Annotated in this window: 15 protein-coding genes; 8 read left to right on the top strand and 7 right to left on the bottom strand. The window is 62.6% G+C overall.

What is annotated here, in order from left to right:
- Position 1: 1 nt before the first annotated feature.
- The 3 genes from BW992_RS07705 (at position 2) to comJ (ending at position 5,209) form a co-directional block, all read left to right on the top strand.
- The gene (locus BW992_RS07705; RefSeq protein ID WP_072399298.1) at positions 2-280 is read left to right on the top strand and encodes a hypothetical protein; all 279 of its coding nucleotides are present in this window, start codon (positions 2-4) and stop codon (positions 278-280) included.
- A gap of 85 nt (positions 281-365) precedes the next feature.
- Positions 366-4,730: an RHS repeat-associated core domain-containing protein gene (locus BW992_RS07700; protein ID WP_231991111.1), complete on the top strand. Its 4,365-nt coding sequence runs from the start codon at positions 366-368 to the stop codon at positions 4,728-4,730.
- On the top strand, positions 4,730-5,209 hold the full coding sequence (comJ, locus tag BW992_RS07690; RefSeq protein ID WP_076405930.1) for a competence protein ComJ: 480 nt from the start codon (positions 4,730-4,732) through the stop codon (positions 5,207-5,209). The genes BW992_RS07700 and comJ overlap by 1 nt, the downstream gene beginning before the upstream one ends.
- A 128-nt stretch (positions 5,210-5,337) precedes the next feature.
- Here comJ and BW992_RS07685 read toward each other — a convergent pair whose 3' ends face one another.
- From BW992_RS07685 to BW992_RS07665, 4 genes are all read right to left on the bottom strand, one after another.
- On the bottom strand, positions 5,338-6,852 hold the full coding sequence (locus BW992_RS07685; protein WP_076405927.1) for a hypothetical protein: 1,515 nt from the start codon (positions 6,850-6,852) through the stop codon (positions 5,338-5,340).
- A gap of 343 nt (positions 6,853-7,195) precedes the next feature.
- Positions 7,196-7,471 (bottom strand): HU family DNA-binding protein, encoded by a 276-nt coding sequence (locus BW992_RS07675; protein WP_072397222.1) that lies wholly within the window; start codon positions 7,469-7,471, stop codon positions 7,196-7,198.
- A gap of 190 nt (positions 7,472-7,661) precedes the next feature.
- Positions 7,662-8,810, bottom strand: a complete 1,149-nt coding sequence (locus BW992_RS07670; RefSeq protein ID WP_076405925.1) for an NAD(P)/FAD-dependent oxidoreductase — start codon at positions 8,808-8,810, stop codon at positions 7,662-7,664.
- Positions 8,811-8,846: 36 nt separating this feature from the next.
- Positions 8,847-9,014 carry a rubredoxin gene (locus tag BW992_RS07665; protein ID WP_072397226.1) on the bottom strand — a complete coding sequence of 56 codons (168 nt, stop codon included), beginning with the start codon at positions 9,012-9,014 and terminating at the stop codon, positions 8,847-8,849.
- A gap of 195 nt (positions 9,015-9,209) precedes the next feature.
- Between BW992_RS07665 and BW992_RS07660 the strand changes: the two genes are divergently transcribed.
- Complete coding sequence (locus BW992_RS07660) at positions 9,210-9,773, top strand: chorismate--pyruvate lyase family protein (RefSeq protein ID WP_072397580.1); 564 nt, start codon at positions 9,210-9,212, stop codon at positions 9,771-9,773.
- Positions 9,773-10,663, top strand: a complete 891-nt coding sequence (gene ubiA, locus BW992_RS07655) for a 4-hydroxybenzoate octaprenyltransferase (RefSeq protein WP_072397228.1) — start codon at positions 9,773-9,775, stop codon at positions 10,661-10,663. Before BW992_RS07660 ends, ubiA begins: the two co-directional genes overlap by 1 nt.
- A gap of 83 nt (positions 10,664-10,746) precedes the next feature.
- Here ubiA and BW992_RS07650 read toward each other — a convergent pair whose 3' ends face one another.
- The gene (locus tag BW992_RS07650) at positions 10,747-11,130 is read right to left on the bottom strand and encodes a COG4315 family predicted lipoprotein (protein ID WP_076405923.1); all 384 of its coding nucleotides are present in this window, start codon (positions 11,128-11,130) and stop codon (positions 10,747-10,749) included.
- A 153-nt stretch (positions 11,131-11,283) separates the two neighbouring features.
- On the opposite strand from BW992_RS07650, the gene phoB reads away from it, so the two are divergent.
- The 3 genes from phoB to BW992_RS07635 all read left to right on the top strand — a co-directional run bounded on the left by phoB (position 11,284) and on the right by BW992_RS07635 (position 14,806).
- Positions 11,284-11,973 (top strand): phosphate regulon transcriptional regulator PhoB, encoded by a 690-nt coding sequence (phoB, locus tag BW992_RS07645; RefSeq protein ID WP_053148877.1) that lies wholly within the window; start codon positions 11,284-11,286, stop codon positions 11,971-11,973.
- An 81-nt stretch (positions 11,974-12,054) separates the two neighbouring features.
- Positions 12,055-13,341, top strand: a complete 1,287-nt coding sequence (gene phoR / locus BW992_RS07640) for a phosphate regulon sensor histidine kinase PhoR (RefSeq protein WP_231991122.1) — start codon at positions 12,055-12,057, stop codon at positions 13,339-13,341.
- Between the two features lie 124 nt (positions 13,342-13,465).
- Complete coding sequence (locus BW992_RS07635; RefSeq protein WP_072397234.1) at positions 13,466-14,806, top strand: hemolysin family protein; 1,341 nt, start codon at positions 13,466-13,468, stop codon at positions 14,804-14,806.
- Positions 14,807-14,890: 84 nt separating this feature from the next.
- Here the strand turns inward: BW992_RS07635 and BW992_RS07630 are convergent, their stop codons facing one another.
- Positions 14,891-15,787, bottom strand: coding sequence for a peptidoglycan DD-metalloendopeptidase family protein (locus BW992_RS07630; protein ID WP_072397236.1), 897 nt, complete (start codon positions 15,785-15,787; stop codon positions 14,891-14,893).
- Between the two features lie 152 nt (positions 15,788-15,939).
- The gene (locus BW992_RS07625) at positions 15,940-17,025 is read right to left on the bottom strand and encodes a hypothetical protein (protein ID WP_076405921.1); all 1,086 of its coding nucleotides are present in this window, start codon (positions 17,023-17,025) and stop codon (positions 15,940-15,942) included.
- Positions 17,026-17,176 lie beyond the last annotated feature (151 nt).

The raw sequence follows: 17,176 nt of genomic DNA, 5'->3' as shown, positions 1-17,176 counted from the left end.
AATGGGACTGGAAGACGAATACGTCGGCGACGCCGACTGGCAAACCTTTGTGCGTCTGTATGAAGAGGACTACCTCGACGACAACGCCCGCACGCTCGCCAAGTCCATGGACGACAACCTCGACATGGCCGTGGTGCTCTATGGAAAACGAGGGCTCAAGGAAGGCCTGTGGTGGATGGAACAAGTCGTGCCGGCCTTGGGTAACAAACGCCCGGCCGATTGCCTCAAGAGCCCGAAGCTGATCAGGCGCCTGAGAATGGCATTGATGAGCATGCCTTGACCCCATAGGAAAAAGGATGCAATGGAAAGCATCGAAGTACATGCAAACGCATCCGCCAGACATCCGAGTCCCATGAGTATTCAATATGCCTGACGCACTCTGGGCGGCCCGCTTGGGCGATGCACTGGAACATACCTCGATGATGGCCGACATCCTCGGCGGCGTGCTGGAGGTGGCAGCGAATATCGCGATCACCGCCCTGGCCACCGCTGCCGTGGTGGCGGCCACCGGGATCACCGTCGCCACCGGCGGCCTGGGCTGTTTCCTGCTGGGCGCCGTGGTCGGCGCCGTCGTCGGCATCGCCATGAGCAAGACCGGAGCCGACAAGGGCCTGAGCAATTTATGCGAGGGCATCGGCAACGCCCTCTTTCCCCCCACGGTGCAGGCCAACATCCTCACCGGCTCCACCGACACGCTCACCAACAACATTCCCGCGGCCCGCGCCGCCGGAGCGATCGAGTCCCATGTCGCACCGGCCGGCACCGAGCTGGAGGCCCCCGAGGCCGAGCCCAGCTACCTGGACATGGCCGAGAGCTTCTTCTCGCAGATGTGGCGACCCACCGTCGCCACGCCTGCTCCCGGTGCCGTGCCCAAGCCAGAAGACCTGGTCATCTGCACCAAGCACCCGCCGATGCCACCGCAGTTCCTGGCCGAAGGCTCGGACAAGGTCACCATCAACGGCCAGCCCGCCGTGCGCAGCGGCGACCGCAGCACCTGCGATGCCAAGGTGGTGTCGTCCGGGCTGATCTCTCCAGATGTGACCATCGGCGGCGGTTCGGTGGTGGTGCGCGAGATCCGCAGCGGCAAGACACCGGGCGTGGGCCTGGCGGTGACTGCGTTGCTGATGCTCAAGGGTGGCAAGGGCAAGTTCCTGAGCAACCTGCCGTGCATGCTGGCTGGCGCGGCGGCGTCGATGGCGGTCAGCAGCGCCATGGGCGCGGCGGCCAATGCGGCCATGGGCTCGTCGAATCCGGTGCATGCCGCCACCGGGGCCAAGGTGCTGGGTGGTGACGAGGAGCGGGATTTCGTGCTGCCGGGGATCCTGCCCATCGATTGGCAACGTTTCTACTGCAGCCGCGACGAGCGCGGCGAAGGCTTGTTCGGCGTCGGCTGGAGCGTGCCCTACGAAGTGTGCGTCGAAATCCGGCCGCATCCGGAGGGCGGCGAAACCCTGGTCTACACCGACGAACAGGGCCGCCGCATCGACATGGGCTCGATCCCCCTGGGCGGTGCGGTGTTCAGCGCCGGCGAAGGCCTGGCCGTGCGTCGCCACGTCAACGGCCAGTTGCTGATCGAAAGCGACGACGGCCTGTACCGCTTGTTCGAGCCCGCGCCTGCCAACCCATCGCACTTGCGCCTGAGCCAGCTGGGCGATCGCAACGACAACCGTATTCACCTCGACTACGACGAAACCGGGCGCCTGGTGCGGCTGCGCGATGCTTTCGACCTGATACAGGTGGAACTGGCCTACGAGCGTGAACGTGTCATCCAGATCGAGCGCCTGTACCCCGACCAGCAACGCGAAGCGCTGGTCAGCTACGGCTACGATACGCTGGGCAACCTGGTCGAAGTACGCGACGCCGCCGGCCTGGTGCAACGACGCTTCGCCTATGACGCAGGGCGGCGCATGGTGGAACACCAGTTACCGACGGGCCTGCGCTGCTTCTACGACTGGGCCTTGATCGACGGCCAGGAATGGCGCGTGGTCCGTCACTGGACCGACGAGGGCGATGCCTACCAGTTCGACTACGACCTTTCGGCCGGCACCACGCGCATCACCGACAGCCTGCAGCGCGTCAGCACGCGACACTGGAACAGCCAGTACCAGATCACCCGATGCAGTGACAACCTCGGTCAGACCTGGACGTTCGAGTGGAACGACGAACGCCAGATGCTCGGCGCCACCGACCCGCAGGGCGGGCGCTACGCCTACAGCTATGACGCAGCCGGCAACCTGATCGGCGAAACCGACCCGCTGGGTCGCAGCGAATCGACCCTCTGGCTCGAACACTGGTCCCTGCCGCTGGTGTACACCGATGCGGCCGGCAACAGCTGGAAATACCGCTACGATCAACGTGGCAACTGCATCGGCGAAACCGATCCCCTGGGCCACGTCACCCGCTACCGCTACGACGCCCACGGCCAGGCCATCGAGATCATCGACGCCACCGGCAAAAGCAAGAAGCTGCGCTGGAACCCTTTCGGGCAACTGGTGGAGCACATCGACTGCTCGGGTTATCCGACACGCTTGAGCTACGACTCGCGTGGCCACCTGCAAACCATCACCAACGCCCTGGGCGAACGCACCCAATTTAGCTACGATGCCCGGGGCCGTCTGATCGGCAGCCAATTGCCGGACGGCCGCACCGAGCAGTACCAGCGCGACGTCGCCGGCCAGTTGACCGGCTACACCGACCCTGCCGGACACACCACGCTCTACCAGCACAACCGCCGTGGCCAGGTCCGCCAGCGCACCGACGCCCAGGGCCGGCAGGTGCAGTTTGCGTATGACAGCTATGGGCGACTGCAGGCACTGGTCAACGAGAACGGCGAGAGCTATCGGTTTGCCTGGGATGCGGGAGACCGGTTGGCCGAACAGCAGGACCTGGATGGCAGCGCCAAGCGCTACACCTACGACCGACTGGACAACGTCACAGCGATAACGGCCGTTCCGGCCCCTTACGGCACAGGCCTGGCGGTCGTTCCCGAAACGCCACCATCGCCCATCGTGCATCGACTGGAGCGCGACGCCGTGGGCCGGCTGATTGCCAAAGTCACCGACGATGGCCGCACCGAATACGCCTACGACCCGCTGGACCAGCTTACCGCCGTCACCTTCACCGACCATCAGGGCAACGCCCAAGGCCTGAGCTTCGCCTACGACGCCCTCGGCCAGTTGGTGGCCGAAAACAGCGCCGCCGGCAGCCTGCGATACCACTACGACGAACTCGGCAACCTGATCCAGACCCAACTGCCCGATGGCCGCTGGCTCAACCGGCTGTACTACGGCAGCGGGCATCTGCACCAGATCAACCTCGACGGCCAGGTCATCAGCGACTTCGAGCGCGACCGCCTGCACCGCGAAGTGCTACGTACCCAAGGACAGGTCAGCACCCGCAGCGAATACGACCGCTGCGGCCGCCTGCGTGCGCGCCAACGCCGCCACGGCAGCCAACCGTCGAACCTGCCGGCGACGCTGCAAAAACGCTTCGAGTACGACCCCGCCGACAACCTGATCGGCAAGCTCGATCAGCAACCGGCCGCACCACACCGCCGACTCCTGCACTATGACGCCACCGGCCGCATCCTCGCCAGCCAGGACAGCCTCCACGGCCAACGCGAGACGTTCGCCTACGACGCCGCCGCCAACCTGCTGGACGGCCCGCAGGCCGGCGCTGGACGGGTGGTGCACAACAAGCTGCTGACTTATGAGGACAAGCGTTACCGCTACGATGCCTTTGGCCGGATGATCGAAAAGCGCAGCGCAAAACGGGGCCTGCAACGCTTTGCCTATGATGCCGAGAGCCGCCTGGTCGAAGTGCGCAACGAGAACGGCAGCATCGTGCGCATGACCTACGACCCGCTGGGCCGACGCATCGCAAAAACCGAGCATGACACCAATGGCTATCCGCTGGGCGAAACCCGTTTCGCCTGGGACGGCCTGCGCCTGTTGCAAGAGCATCGCCACCAGCAGACCAGCCTGTACCTTTACGACGACAACAGCTACGAACCCCTGGCCCGGGTCGATGGCACTGGCCCGCTGCAAAAAATCCGCTATTACCACAACGACCTCAATGGCCTGCCAGAGCAGCTCACCGAAGCCGACGGACACAACATCTGGCGGGCGACCTATCGGGTGTGGGGCAACACGCTGGAAGAGCTGCGCGAGCCGTATTACATCGAAGAGCAGAACCTGCGGTTCCAGGGACAGTACCTGGACCGGGAGACGGGGCTGCATTACAACTTGCACCGATATTACGATCCCGACACCGGCCGATTCATCACACCGGATCCGATCGGGTTGGCCGGAGGGTTCAATCTTTACGCGTTCGTCCTGAATCCATTCACTTGGCAGGACCCCCTTGGCCTTGCCGGCTGTACGCTGATCAAGGCACGGTCAAAACAGTACGATTACAGGCTGCGATTGAAACGCTCCGAGTATCCCCAGACATTTGGACACATCGACGGGGCGATCAAAAAAGGTCATCCCTACATTGTGACCATTCAACGCGACACCGCTAAGCTCAATCGCAAACTCAGCCTGAAGGACGTCAAGACCAAAGCAGGCAAGGACCGGGACGAGTGGCCGATGGCAATGTTCAAGGAAGGCGGCACCGGCGCCAGCGTCAAGTACATCGATCCCAGCGACAACCGGGGGGCCGGCTCGAGTATCGGCAACATCCTGTCCGACCTACCCGACGGAACCAGAGTCAAAATCGAGGTTTACTGATGAAAAATACCGCTCAATCCGTGGATCTGTTGATCTCCCACAGCCAGATTCAATTCCGTTCACGGCCCTTCGACGAGACCTCGAGCCAGTGGGGCAAGACCAACCTGGAACAAGGCGCGATCATCCATAAAGACTATGTGGTGTTCGACCCTTTGCCCGAGGACGCTTTCGGCGCCAATGTGCATTTGAAACTGGAAGATCACTTCAACCTTGATCCCACCGCCCAGCGCTGCATCGTCGTGCCGTTTCAAGTCACCGACATCAACCATGTGGAAGTCGCCTCCGCCGCTGAAAAATTCAAGGTCGAGCTTGACCTGCACGCACGCGACTACGCGTTGTACTTCGAAGTGTGCGAAGGGGACGAGATTTTCTACAAGATCACGCTGGTGCCCTCAGACAGCAAGGCACCTGCCAAGTACCTGCTGGACGACCCTTGGGGCGGTGAGAAAGACAAGGTCCTGGTGGAAGGGGTTCGCTAGCGCTCTACGTTTCCAGGGCGGGTCGACAAAGGCGAACAGGACAAGGTGCCAATCCGTCCATCCCGGCACAGCCGGAGCGCAGCGCCCAGGAAGCTGGGCGCAGGCGCACATCCTGGCTGTCGCCACGGTCAGTCGAAACCCAGCACCTCGCTGCCCTTGGCCTCGAGCATCGCGTCGAACGTCGGCAACCTGGCGACGAAATCCGCTTCGAACGCCAGGTAGCGATCCTGGGCCGGCAGGTAACGCACCTGCGGCTTGATACGCCGGATATCCTGGCTGGACAGCTTGAGCACCTGGTTGCTGCGCTGATTCCAGAACCAGGCCAGGGTGTGGGAACCGAACGTCTGAGTGACGTAGTTCCAGACCCACCAGTCACCGTGCCCCCGGCTGACATGAACCCGCCCGTGGAACGTGCGCAGCGTGATGACGTTCCTGGGTTCTGTGACAAGCAGGCGCGTGTCCTGGCGCACCTCGCTGCCAAAGCCATCCAGCAGCGCCTTCGTTGCGGCCCCCGTGACCACGTTGAAGCGCCAGGCCAGCAGCACGGTCTCGTGGTAGCGCGGGTCTTGGAGGCTCTTTCGCTTGTCTTCGCTGAACAGCAGGATCTCATCACCCCCCAGGTAGGCGGTCGAACTTCGGAGGTGGTAACCGTCCACCGCCGGCATCGGCTGGGCGGCGATGGCTTGGTGCGGTGGGTCCTGACTCCAGGTCCAGCACAGGGGGCCGTTGTGCTGCATGAACAGCAGGCGACGGGCCCCGATAGGCAATATCGTCAGTTCATCCGGGTGTTCGAAAATGACTTCGCTGGCCTGCGCCGTGATCCGCCAGATACGCGTCATCGGCACTGGCTCGTAAATACGCTGGCGTTCGAAGACCTCGCCGTCCACCACGACACAGGGCTGCTCGAAGCCCGGCCATTGCACCTGGGCAGGGCCGAAATCCTGGATATCGTCACCCTGGCGCACTTCGTATCGGTAGCGGTCGTCCGCACTGTAATCGCCGCTTTTGACCCGACGTCTCCACAGGCTGCGCCGGGCATTGGCATCGATGAGTTGCAGGTCGGCACCGTCGAGCCCATCGGTACGGTGCTCGAGCATGTCCTGCTCCGCAGGCGGCCACTGGTTATAGTCGATCAGGAAGCACAGCCACCGTTCATCGTCCTGCTCGGTAACGGCGGCCCAACCGTTGCGGTAGTTGTATTCATCGACGTAGGTGGGGCCGGGATAGTCGTGCACTTCCTGCAGCCAGTTCAGCTTGCCGCGCTTGGACCTGGCCGGCTTGCGCGGGGCTTTTCCCTCGGCGACAACCGGTTGCCGGGGCTCGATCAGGCTCGGCGTGAAGTCCTCCTGGTCCTGCCAGTGCCTGGCAAATGCCTGGCGCTGATCGGTCGGGACAATGACCGGTCGGTAGTCATCGCCGCCGGCATCCAGGTTCCACAGGTCGTAGCCTCGTTCGGCCAAGGCATTGGCCAGCGCCTGGAAGCAGATCTCGGGCATCTCATTGCAGAGCTCATCCAGCAGCGCCTCGAAGGGCCGGCCGACAAACACGTCGATATCGGGGTAGTAATGCTGGAGCAACGCAAGGAGCTCGCCCCCCGGGATTTTCCAATCGACATGAACCAGCGGATCGAAACGAGATCGCATCACGCCTGCACTCCTTGAATGTAAGAGCCAGCCCCGTCAGATATTGGCCGGCACGAAATCCGGACCGCCCCGTTTGTCCCGCACCATCAGGGCGAATGCATCAACGGCGTCCACAGGCCGTCCGGGCTGTGCCATGCCGCGCCCGCCCAGCGCGTATCGGCCACCCGCTCGGCCTTGTGGCGTTCCAGGAGCCGCATGGCGCCGCACCGACGCTGCCCATGTTCACGTCAGCGCCCACGGCGACTCGGGAGGCTAAGGCAAAAAACCATGAAAAAGGGCACTCGATTCGCACCGATGTGCCCTTTTTGTTGCCACTTCCCCCCAACCGAGGTGGTTGCAGCAATTACGGATTGACGATGTCCTTCAACGATTTGCCCGGCTTGAAAGCGACGGTGTTGCTGGCCTTGATTTTCACCGGCTCACCCGTCTGTGGGTTCTTGCCAGTGCGGGCGCCGCGGTGGCGTTGCAGGAAGGTGCCGAAACCTACCAGGGTAACGCTGTCCTTGCGATGCAGGGCGCCGGTGATTTCTTCGAGAACGGCGTTGAGGACGCGGTTGGCCTGTTCCTTGGTGAGGTCCGCTTTTTCCGCGATGGCGGCGGCGAGTTCTGGTTTACGCATGAATGAAGCCCCTTTGACGGTTTTTTGTTGTTATGTCTGGGCTGGTCTCATGGGAACAGCCCCTAAGGCACCGCAGGCTCTACACTGCGGCAGACGGAAGTGAGAATGGCACGGGGCAGCAGGCGGCGCCAGTGGCCGGATGAGCTTTGTGGGACGAAAAGTAGGGTTTTTGCGACAGAACCCCCAGTATTTACGCCAACAGGGGCGGAAGTTCCTTGTTCAGCGCCAGCTTTTCCATCACTGCCGCACCTGTCAGGGCATAGCCCAGCAGGTTGCCCTGGGCATCGCGGCACAGGGCCTTGATGTCGGCGCCCTGCCCTTCGACGCTCCAGACGCCTTCGCGGCCTCGCGGTGGCGGTGAAACCACCAGCGGGCATACCGGTGTCTTCACGGTGATCGGCATGGGGCCATAGCTCACGGCGGTCGGATTGCCGGCCAGGGTCTGGGCCAGGGCCCGGGCGCAGCTCATCAGGGGCATGACGTAGAGCAGGTTCAAGCCATCGACCTCGGCGCAATCGCCCAGGGCGAAGATGTTGGCGTGGGAAGTCTTCAGGTGACGGTCGACCACCACGCCGCGATTGACCACCAGGCCCGCGGCAGCCGCCAGGTCGATGCGCGGGCGCAAGCCAATGGCCGAGACCACCAGGTCGCAGGCAATCACCTGGCCGTCGGACAGGTGCGCCTCCAGCCCGTCGGCCACCCGCTGCAGGCGATTGAGCACCGGCCCCAGGTGGAAACGCGCGCCGAGGCTTTCCAGCCCGGCTTGCACCGCGGCGGCGGCAGCCGGGTGCAGCAGCGTCGGCATGACTTGCTCGCACGGCGCCACCAGTTGCACTTCGTAGCCGCCAAGGATCAGGTCGTTGGCGAATTCGCAGCCGATCAGGCCGGCGCCGAGCAGCAGTACCCGACGTTTGCCGACAGCAGCCGCCCGGAAGCGCCCGTAGTCTTCCAGGTCATTGACGGGAAAGATCAGGTCCGCGGCGTCACCCTGTACTGGCACCCGCACGGTTTCGGCGCCCCAGGCGAGGACCAGGTCGCGATAGCTCACCGCTTCCTCGCCGATCCACAGGCGCTTGTGGCCCGGATCGACACCGCTGATGCGGGTATGGGTACGCACTTCGGCCTTCAGTTGCTCGGCCATGGCGCCCGGCTCGGCCATGCTCAGGCCGTCGGCGTCCTTGTTCTTGCCGAAGCCGGTGGAGAGCATCGGCTTGGAGTAGGAGCGTCCGTCGTCCGCAGTAATCAGCAGCAGCGGGGTTTCGCTATCGAGCTTGCGAAACTCCCGGGCCAGGTTGTAGCCGGCCAGTCCGGTACCGACGATGACGACAGGTGCGCTCATGTTGCTCTCCATGCTGTTCTTGATGGGGACGACGGATCAGGCGATCTCGATCATTTCGAAGTCCATTTTGCCGACACCGCAGTCCGGGCACAGCCAGTCTTGCGGAACATCCTCCCAGCGGGTGCCGGGGGCGATGCCATCATCCGGCCAACCGTCGGCTTCGTTATAGATCAGGCCGCAGACGATACATTGCCACTTCTTCATTCGGGTACTTCCTCGGGTATCAGGCGTTTGCCGGTATGGTTGGGTCGATGCGGTCGCCCTTCCGGCTCAGGGCGTTTTGTACTGATCGGTCGCCGCAGATGCAAGCACGATCGACGCGATGGCAGGCCGGGGCCGTCAAAACCGACGATCGCCATGGTAAGCTCGCGACCTCCTTTGCTGCCATTCAAGACCCCTGTGCCGCATACAAATTCGATATTTCCTACACTTCACTGGTGGCCTCGGCACCTGCTTTCGCCCCGCCCCGATGCCTGTGTGCTCGACTGGCTGTATGACGAAGGTTCCCTGACCCGGCGCCTGACGCGCCTGTCGGACGACCACTTCAGTGTGATGCCGCTGCTTGAAGGCTGGCAGCCATTGCGGGCCGACGAATGCGCCGCCCTGGACCTGGCCGAGGGCAGCGAAGGCTGGGTCCGCGAGGTGTACCTGCTGGGGCATGGCGAGCCTTGGGTGTTCGCCCGCAGTGTGGCGGCGCGCAGCGCATTGGAAGGGGACGGGTTGCAGATGGACGCACTGGGCAGCCGCTCCCTGGGGGAGCTGCTGTTCTGCGACCAGGCGTTCCAGCGCCGCGCCATCGAGGTTTGCCATTACCCTGAGCCGTGGCTGCCGGCGCAGGTGCGCGCGCCACAACTGTGGGGCCGTCGTTCGCGTTTCGATCGCGGCGCGTTGAGCGTGCTGGTGGCGGAAATCTTCCTGCCGCGCCTGTGGAGCGTCGCGCGCGCCTATTCGGAGACTTGCTGATGTACCTGCAACTGCTCAAATCCTTGAATCGCCTCAACCCACGGGCCTGGGATTTCCTGCAACTGACCCGCATGGACAAGCCCATCGGCATCTACCTGTTGCTGTGGCCGACGCTCTGGGCGTTGTGGATCGCCGGAGAGGGTTCCCCTTCCCTGGCCAACATCGTGATTTTCGTCCTCGGCGTGGTACTGACCCGCGCTGGCGGTTGCGTCATCAACGACTGGGCCGACCGCAAGGTGGACGGCCATGTGAAACGCACCGAGCAGCGCCCGCTGGTGAGCGGCAAGGTCAGTTCGAAGGAAGCGCTGGTGTTTTTCGCGGTGCTGATGGGGGTGAGTTTCCTGCTGGTGCTGTGCACCAACGCACCGACCATCCTGCTGTCCCTCGGCGGGCTGGCGCTGGCCTTCACCTACCCCTTCATGAAGCGCTACACCTATTACCCGCAAGTGGTGCTGGGCGCGGCGTTCTCCTGGGGAATGCCGATGGCGTTCACCGCCGAGACCGGCCACCTGCCGGCGGCCGCCTGGCTGCTATACATCGCCAACCTGCTGTGGACGGTGGGCTATGACACTTACTACGCAATGACCGACCGGGACGACGACCTGCGGATCGGGGTGAAGTCCACGGCGATTCTCTTCGGCGACGCCGACCGCGTGATCATCCTGACGCTGCAGGGCCTGGCGCTGGGCTGCCTGCTGCTGGCCGGCGTGAAGTTCCAGCTGGGCACCTGGTTCCATTTGGGGCTGGTGGTCGCCGCCGGGTGTTTTGCCTGGGAGTTCTGGTACACCCGCAGCAGGGACCGGATGCGCTGCTTCAAGGCATTCCTGCACAACCACTGGGCCGGGTTGGCAATTTTCGCGGGGATCGTGCTGGATTACGCGTTGCGCTGAGGCACACTTATTTCTTAGCAGTCACCGGACCTTGTGGCGAGGGGATAAATCCCCTCGCCACAGCGATCTTCGACAGACGGGAGTCAATCGGGCTTGGCGATCTTCCAGACGCCACCCTTGCCGTCACCGGTCTTGTCCCCCGCCTTTTTATCGCCGACAAAGGTATACAGTGGATCGCCGTCATAGGCCCATTGTGAAGAGCCATCGGCACGGGTGATCACAGTCCATTCGCCCGAGGGCGTCGCGGTGCTTTCAGCCTTGAGCGGCGGCCAGTTCACGGCGCATTTGTCGTTGCACATCGACTTGCCGTCGTCATCCTTGTCAAAGGTATACAACGTCATGCCCGCGTGATCGACCAGCACACCGTCCTTGACCATCGCCGGCTCGCCAGCCGCAAACGCCATTCCCGGTAATGCCAACGCAACCAACAGCCCCAGCGCGTTGATGGATCGAGTGTAATAAGCCATGGAAAACCTTCTTGTGTGGTAGCCAGGATTCGGACTGAAAAGCGTAGCCCAGGATCCCTTTTGCTGCCGGAGCACGAAATAACTGTCACACGACTGCAATAATTCCGTTATCTAATGCGGCGCAAGACAGTTAAATGACAAGAGGATTACCCCATGGTTGGCAGGAGCATTCTGATCGTCGACGACGAGGCGCCCATCCGCGAGATGATTGCCGTTGCGTTGGAGATGGCCGGCTATGACTGCATGGAAGCAGAAAACTCTCAACAGGCCCACGCAATCATCATCGACCGCAAGCCCGACCTGATCCTGCTGGACTGGATGCTGCCCGGCACCTCCGGTATCGAGCTGGCGCGGCGCCTCAAGCGCGACGAGCTGACCGGTGACATTCCGATCATCATGCTCACGGCCAAGGGCGAGGAAGACAACAAGATCCAGGGCCTGGAAGTCGGCGCCGACGACTACATCACCAAACCGTTCTCCCCACGGGAACTGGTGGCGCGCCTGAAGGCCGTACTGCGCCGCGCCGGGCCGACCGATGGCGAGGCGCCGATCGAAGTCGGCGGCCTGCTGCTGGACCCGATCAGCCACCGGGTGACCATCGACGGCAAGCCTGCCGAGATGGGGCCGACCGAATACCGCCTGCTGCAGTTCTTCATGACCCACCAGGAACGCGCCTACACCCGCGGCCAGCTGCTGGACCAGGTCTGGGGCGGCAACGTCTATGTCGAGGAGCGCACCGTGGATGTGCACATCCGTCGCCTGCGCAAGGCCCTCGGCGATGCCTATGAGAATCTGGTACAAACCGTGCGTGGCACCGGTTATCGTTTTTCGACGAAGGCCTGATCCGAGCCCTTACCGCCCGACAAGCTGACAAGGACGCGTGTTCAATTGAATCAAAACTGGCATGGCACCCTGATTCGCCACATGTTGTTGCTGGTCACCGGCTGCCTGGTGATCGGCCTGATCAGCGGGCATTACGCCTGGAGCCTGGCGGCGGGCCTGGCCCTCTACCTGGCCTGGACCCTCAAGCAACTGCTGCGCCTGCACGAATGGCTGCGCCTGCACAAACCCGACGAGGCCCCGCCCGACGGCTACGGACTGTGGGGCGAGGTGTTCGACAGCATCTACCACCTGCAACGGCGCGACCAGCGCGTGCGTGGCCGCCTGCAAGCGGTGATCGACCGGGTGCAGGAGTCTACGGCGGCCCTCAAGGACGCGGTGATCATGCTCGACAGCGACGGCAACCTGGAATGGTGGAACCGCGCCGCCGAGACCCTGCTGGGCCTCAAGACGCCCCAGGACAGCGGCCAGCCGGTGACCAACCTGGTACGCCACCCGCGATTCAAGGAATACTTCGAGCAGGAAAACTACGCCGAACCCCTGGAAATCCCGTCCCCCACCAATGACCGGCTGCGCATCCAGCTGTACATCACCCGCTATGGCAACAACGAACACCTGATGCTGGTGCGCGACGTGACACGCATTCATCAGCTGGAACAGATGCGCAAGGACTTCATCGCCAACGTATCCCACGAACTGCGCACGCCCCTGACAGTGATCTGCGGCTACCTGGAAACCCTGCTCGATAATGTCGACGAGGTGAACCCGCGCTGGCGCCGGGCCCTGCAGCAGATGCACCAGCAGAGCGGACGCATGCAGACCCTGCTCAACGACTTGCTGTTGCTGGCGAAGCTGGAGGCCACCGATTACCCGTCGGACAACCAGCCGGTCCCCATCGACGACCTGCTGCAGATCATCAGCGAAGATGCCCAGGAGCTGTCCGGCCCCAAGCAACAAACCATCACCCTGGAAGCCGACCCGCTGGTGCAGCTCAAGGGCAGCGAGGCAGAACTGCGCAGCGCGTTTTCCAACCTGGTGTTCAATGCGGTCAAGTACACGCCGGAACAAGGCCGGATCCATATCCGTTGGTGGGGCGACGTGCAAGGCGCGCACCTGAGCGTGCAGGACTCGGGCATCGGCATCGACAGCAAGCACCTGCCGCGCCTGACCGAACGCTTCTACCGTGTCGACTCCAGCCGCAACTCCAATACCGGTGGCACCGGCTTGGGGCTGGCGATCGTCAAGCATGTCCTGTTGCGGCACCGAGGCCGCATGGAAATCAGCAGCGTGCCCGGCCACGGCAGCACTTTTACTTGCCATTTCGCCCCGGCGCAGGTGGTTCGCGCGCGTCACGCCACCCCTGCCGATTGACGCACGCCGGCGCTTCCCTCTAGGCAATTGCCGAGTCAGCCGCTACATTGGCTGACTTGCGCCTGCCTTTGCAGGCATGCATTTTTGACCCTCCAAGCACTCACGGAACCTGCAAAACCCCATCATGGACCCATCCCCTGGCTTGTCCCTCGTCACACTTTTCGCCGAATTCGGCATGATTCTCTTTGCTCTGATCCTGGTTCTGCTCAACGGATTCTTCGTTGCGGCCGAATTTGCCATGGTCAAGCTGCGCTCGACCCGGGTCGAAGCCATCGCCGAGCAGAACGGCTGGCGGGGGCACATCCTGCGCACCGTCCATAGCCAGCTCGACGCCTACCTGTCCGCCTGCCAGCTGGGCATTACCCTCGCCTCCCTGGGCCTGGGCTGGGTCGGTGAGCCGGCGTTCGCGCACATCCTCGAACCGCTGCTGGGCGCGGTGGGCGTCGAATCGCCGGAAGTGATCAAGGGCGTTTCCTTCTTCACCGCGTTCTTCATCATTTCGTACCTGCACATCGTGGTCGGCGAACTGGCGCCCAAATCCTGGGCCATCCGCAAACCCGAGCTTTTGTCGCTGTGGACCGCCGTGCCGCTGTACCTGTTCTACTGGCTCATGTATCCGGCCATCTACCTGCTCAACGCCAGCGCCAACGCCATCCTGCGCATCGCCGGCCAAGGGGAACCGGGCCCCCATCACGAGCACCACTACAGCCGTGAGGAGCTCAAGCTCATCCTGCACTCCAGCCGTGGCCAGGACCCCAGCGACCAGGGCATGCGCGTGCTGGCCTCGGCCGTGGAAATGGGCGAGCTGGAGGTGGTGGACTGGGCCAATTCCCGGGAAGACCTGGTGACGCTGGAGTTCAACGCGCCGCTCAAGGAAATCCTGGCGATGTTCCGCCGTCACAAATTCAGCCGCTACCCGGTGTACGACAGCGAACGCCAGGAGTTCGTGGGCCTGCTGCACATCAAGGACCTGCTGCTGGAACTGGCGGCCCTGGACCACATCCCCGAATCGTTCAACCTGGCCGAACTGACCCGGCCCCTGGAGCGTGTGTCGCGGCACATGCCGCTGTCGCAGCTGCTGGAGCAGTTCCGCAAGGGCGGCTCGCACTTCGCCCTGGTGGAGGAAGCCGACGGCAACATCATCGGCTACCTGACCATGGAGGACGTGCTGGAAGTGCTGGTGGGCGACATCCAGGACGAACACCGCAAGGCCGAGCGCGGCATCCTGGCCTACCAGCCGGGCAAGCTGCTGGTACGGGGCGACACGCCGTTGTTCAAGGTCGAGCGTCTGCTGGGCATCGACCTGGATCACATCGAGGCCGAGACGCTTGCAGGGTTGGTCTATGAAACCCTCAAGCGGGTGCCGGAAGAGGAAGAAGTGCTGGAAGTCGAAGGCCTGCGGATCATCATCAAGAAGATGAAAGGCCCGAAGATCATCCTGGCGAAGGTGTTGATGCTCGATTGAGCATCAACACCTTTGCGGCGACGACCCTTCTGTGGCGAGGGGTTTTGTCCCCTCGCCACAGAAGCGCTTTTGCTGCTGCAGAGGCTACTGCTTGCCCACCGCAAAGTTGGGCAAGTCCCCCACGGGCTGGTTGAACTGGTAGGGAATCGACACCAACCCCAAGCCGGTGTTGCGCTGCACCACGAAATGCAGGTGCGGACCGGAGCTGTTGCCGGTGTTGCCGGACAACGCCAACGGCGTACCCACCCCCACCCGTTGCCCTTCCCGCACGCTCACCGAGCCTTTCTGCAGGTGCAGGTAGACCCCCATGGTCCCGTCGTCGTGCAGTATCCGCACGAAGTTGCCCGAAGGATCGTCCCCCCTGCCGGTCTGTTCGTTTTCAGTCTTGATGACCACGCCGCCACGCGCCGCGATGATCGGCGTGCCTTCGGGCATGGCGATGTCCATGGCGTAGCGATTCTTGGGGCCGTAATGACTGTATTGGCCATTGGCGCCCTGGCTCAGGCGAAACGGCCCGCCGCGCCACGGCAATGGGTAGCGGTAGGCTTGCGCCGTGCCGGCGGGGTCGCCCAGGGAGTATTCGAACCGCGGGGTGTACACCAGGGGCCGGCCGGGCTGCGTGGCCGTGAGCAGCGCCAGGCGCAGGTTGCTGCGCGCCGGCAACACCCGACGAATCGGCCGGCTCGGCGCGCCACTGACGTTGCTCAACCCGGCGAAGCTCAACTCGATCTCCACCGGCGCGTACAGGTCATTGCGCACGAACACCGCGTCCGCGCCTTTTTGCTTGCGGATATCAAGAAACACCTGTCGTTCCAGGCGCTCGACCATGCGATCACGGAACACGAACACCTGGGCGCCCTTGCTGGGGCGGTCGCTATAGGACACCACGCCATTGGCATCGGTGGATTTGTAGATTGTCATGGCCACGGCCGACGTGGAGGCCAGGACAAGACCACAGGCAAACAGCAAAGGCACGAGCATGGGCAAGATTCTGTCGAAAAGTGAAGGCCTGCACAGCAGCCTAGCAGCTGGGATGGACCAGCGTAGTCGACGGATGTTTCAAAATTGCAGGCCACAAGCGCTTTGCTCAGGCCCATGGCCAGATCGCGAGCAGATGGGTTCCCAAAATCAATCTACAGGCACTGGCCCCCGCTTCGGGAAGGGGACACAAGGAACAAAGGCAGATCAGGAGACCCTACAGCACCACCCTCCGGACGATCAACCATACTCCAAACCCAGGCACTCTCTTGCAACGATAAATACGAAATCGGTACCCCGAACATTATCAGGCCAGCGGTGATATCCGATTGCTTGACCGTATGCCGTATCACCAGTTCAGAGCCGAGCCGATAGCCGGTGAAGAAAAATATCACGACATCGCCCGCAACCATTCCCTGAGTCAACAGCCGAAACGGATAAGAGCCTCCCTCACTGATGGCCGAAAGATAGACCACGCTACGAGTTTCCTGTCCTTGCTGGTGGATCCCAGCGGGCACGGCCAGGTCGCCAGCGACACCGAGTTCAAGGACAGGGGATACCCTCGTTCCCGTTGTCGATTGCACCGTGTAGATAACCCTGACAGTGCCGTGTTTGATCGGTACCAGAAAATCCGCCCCCACGGGCACGACCAGATCCTCCACCGGACCCGGCCCAATAACCATGTGCTTGACGAAACAGGTATCCGCGCTCGAACCCCACCAATAGACAGAAACAAGAGCACCCGGCGTGAGCGATGAGCCGGCTCTGATGCGCAGCCTGACGCCTTGCACAACCACCGGGAGGGGAATCATGCCGTCAACCGCTTCATCCACTACAGGCTTATATATCTGTCCCTCCATTGACAGCACGACGACTGGCGATTTCGTCTCTTCGACCGGATATTCCAGATAGAAATAATAGAGTGCGGCCTGCTGCCCCTGGAACCCCAACGCCCGGTCAGCCGGCACGTCCACGACGATGTCCTGGTTCGCTTCCTGGATTGTTCCACCCATACCAAACCTGCCAGGCCCATCCACCGATTGCAGCACTACATGATATCGACCATCCACCCGCATCCCATCGACAAAAGGAATACGGATGGTCAATCCCGTCTCCAGATCGGCATACGAGACTTTCCCGTCCACGGCTTCATCGATCGAAGCCTCGAGCAACGGTGCCTGATCACGGTGTAATGCATCGGCTATTCGATTTCTTTCTTCCAGGCTGATAAATAGGCTCATCACGCTCTCCCATTGTGCAGGCAACCATCAGGACGACTGTCCGCAGCAACTTATGAGAAAAAACCTGAAGAGCAACCTGTAGGAAATAACAGTCCGGACCAATGGTCAGTCTTGCTGTCCGACATGACGAGCATGTTGCACTCAAGATTGG

Origin of the sequence: Pseudomonas sp. 7SR1 (assembly GCF_900156465.1) — a bacterium.
Lineage (GTDB): Bacteria > Pseudomonadota > Gammaproteobacteria > Pseudomonadales > Pseudomonadaceae > Aquipseudomonas.
This window is presented reverse-complemented; position numbering and strand designations above follow the sequence as displayed.

What these genes read in the sequence shown, in the direction of transcription:
- BW992_RS07705 (WP_072399298.1), top strand. Translation starts at nt 2, where the DNA reads ATGGGACTGGAAGACGAATACGTCGGCGACGCCGACTGGCAAACCTTT.
- BW992_RS07700 (WP_231991111.1), top strand. Translation starts at nt 366, where the DNA reads ATGCCTGACGCACTCTGGGCGGCCCGCTTGGGCGATGCACTGGAACAT.
- comJ (WP_076405930.1), top strand. Translation starts at nt 4,730, where the DNA reads ATGAAAAATACCGCTCAATCCGTGGATCTGTTGATCTCCCACAGCCAG.
- BW992_RS07685 (WP_076405927.1), bottom strand. Translation starts at nt 6,852, where the DNA reads ATGCGATCTCGTTTCGATCCGCTGGTTCATGTCGATTGGAAAATCCCG.
- BW992_RS07675 (WP_072397222.1), bottom strand. Translation starts at nt 7,471, where the DNA reads ATGCGTAAACCAGAACTCGCCGCCGCCATCGCGGAAAAAGCGGACCTC.
- BW992_RS07670 (WP_076405925.1), bottom strand. Translation starts at nt 8,810, where the DNA reads ATGAGCGCACCTGTCGTCATCGTCGGTACCGGACTGGCCGGCTACAAC.
- BW992_RS07665 (WP_072397226.1), bottom strand. Translation starts at nt 9,014, where the DNA reads ATGAAGAAGTGGCAATGTATCGTCTGCGGCCTGATCTATAACGAAGCC.
- ubiA (WP_072397228.1), top strand. Translation starts at nt 9,773, where the DNA reads ATGTACCTGCAACTGCTCAAATCCTTGAATCGCCTCAACCCACGGGCC.
- BW992_RS07650 (WP_076405923.1), bottom strand. Translation starts at nt 11,130, where the DNA reads ATGGCTTATTACACTCGATCCATCAACGCGCTGGGGCTGTTGGTTGCG.
- phoB (WP_053148877.1), top strand. Translation starts at nt 11,284, where the DNA reads ATGGTTGGCAGGAGCATTCTGATCGTCGACGACGAGGCGCCCATCCGC.
- phoR (WP_231991122.1), top strand. Translation starts at nt 12,055, where the DNA reads ATGTTGTTGCTGGTCACCGGCTGCCTGGTGATCGGCCTGATCAGCGGG.
- BW992_RS07635 (WP_072397234.1), top strand. Translation starts at nt 13,466, where the DNA reads ATGGACCCATCCCCTGGCTTGTCCCTCGTCACACTTTTCGCCGAATTC.
- BW992_RS07630 (WP_072397236.1), bottom strand. Translation starts at nt 15,787, where the DNA reads ATGCTCGTGCCTTTGCTGTTTGCCTGTGGTCTTGTCCTGGCCTCCACG.
- BW992_RS07625 (WP_076405921.1), bottom strand. Translation starts at nt 17,025, where the DNA reads ATGAGCCTATTTATCAGCCTGGAAGAAAGAAATCGAATAGCCGATGCA.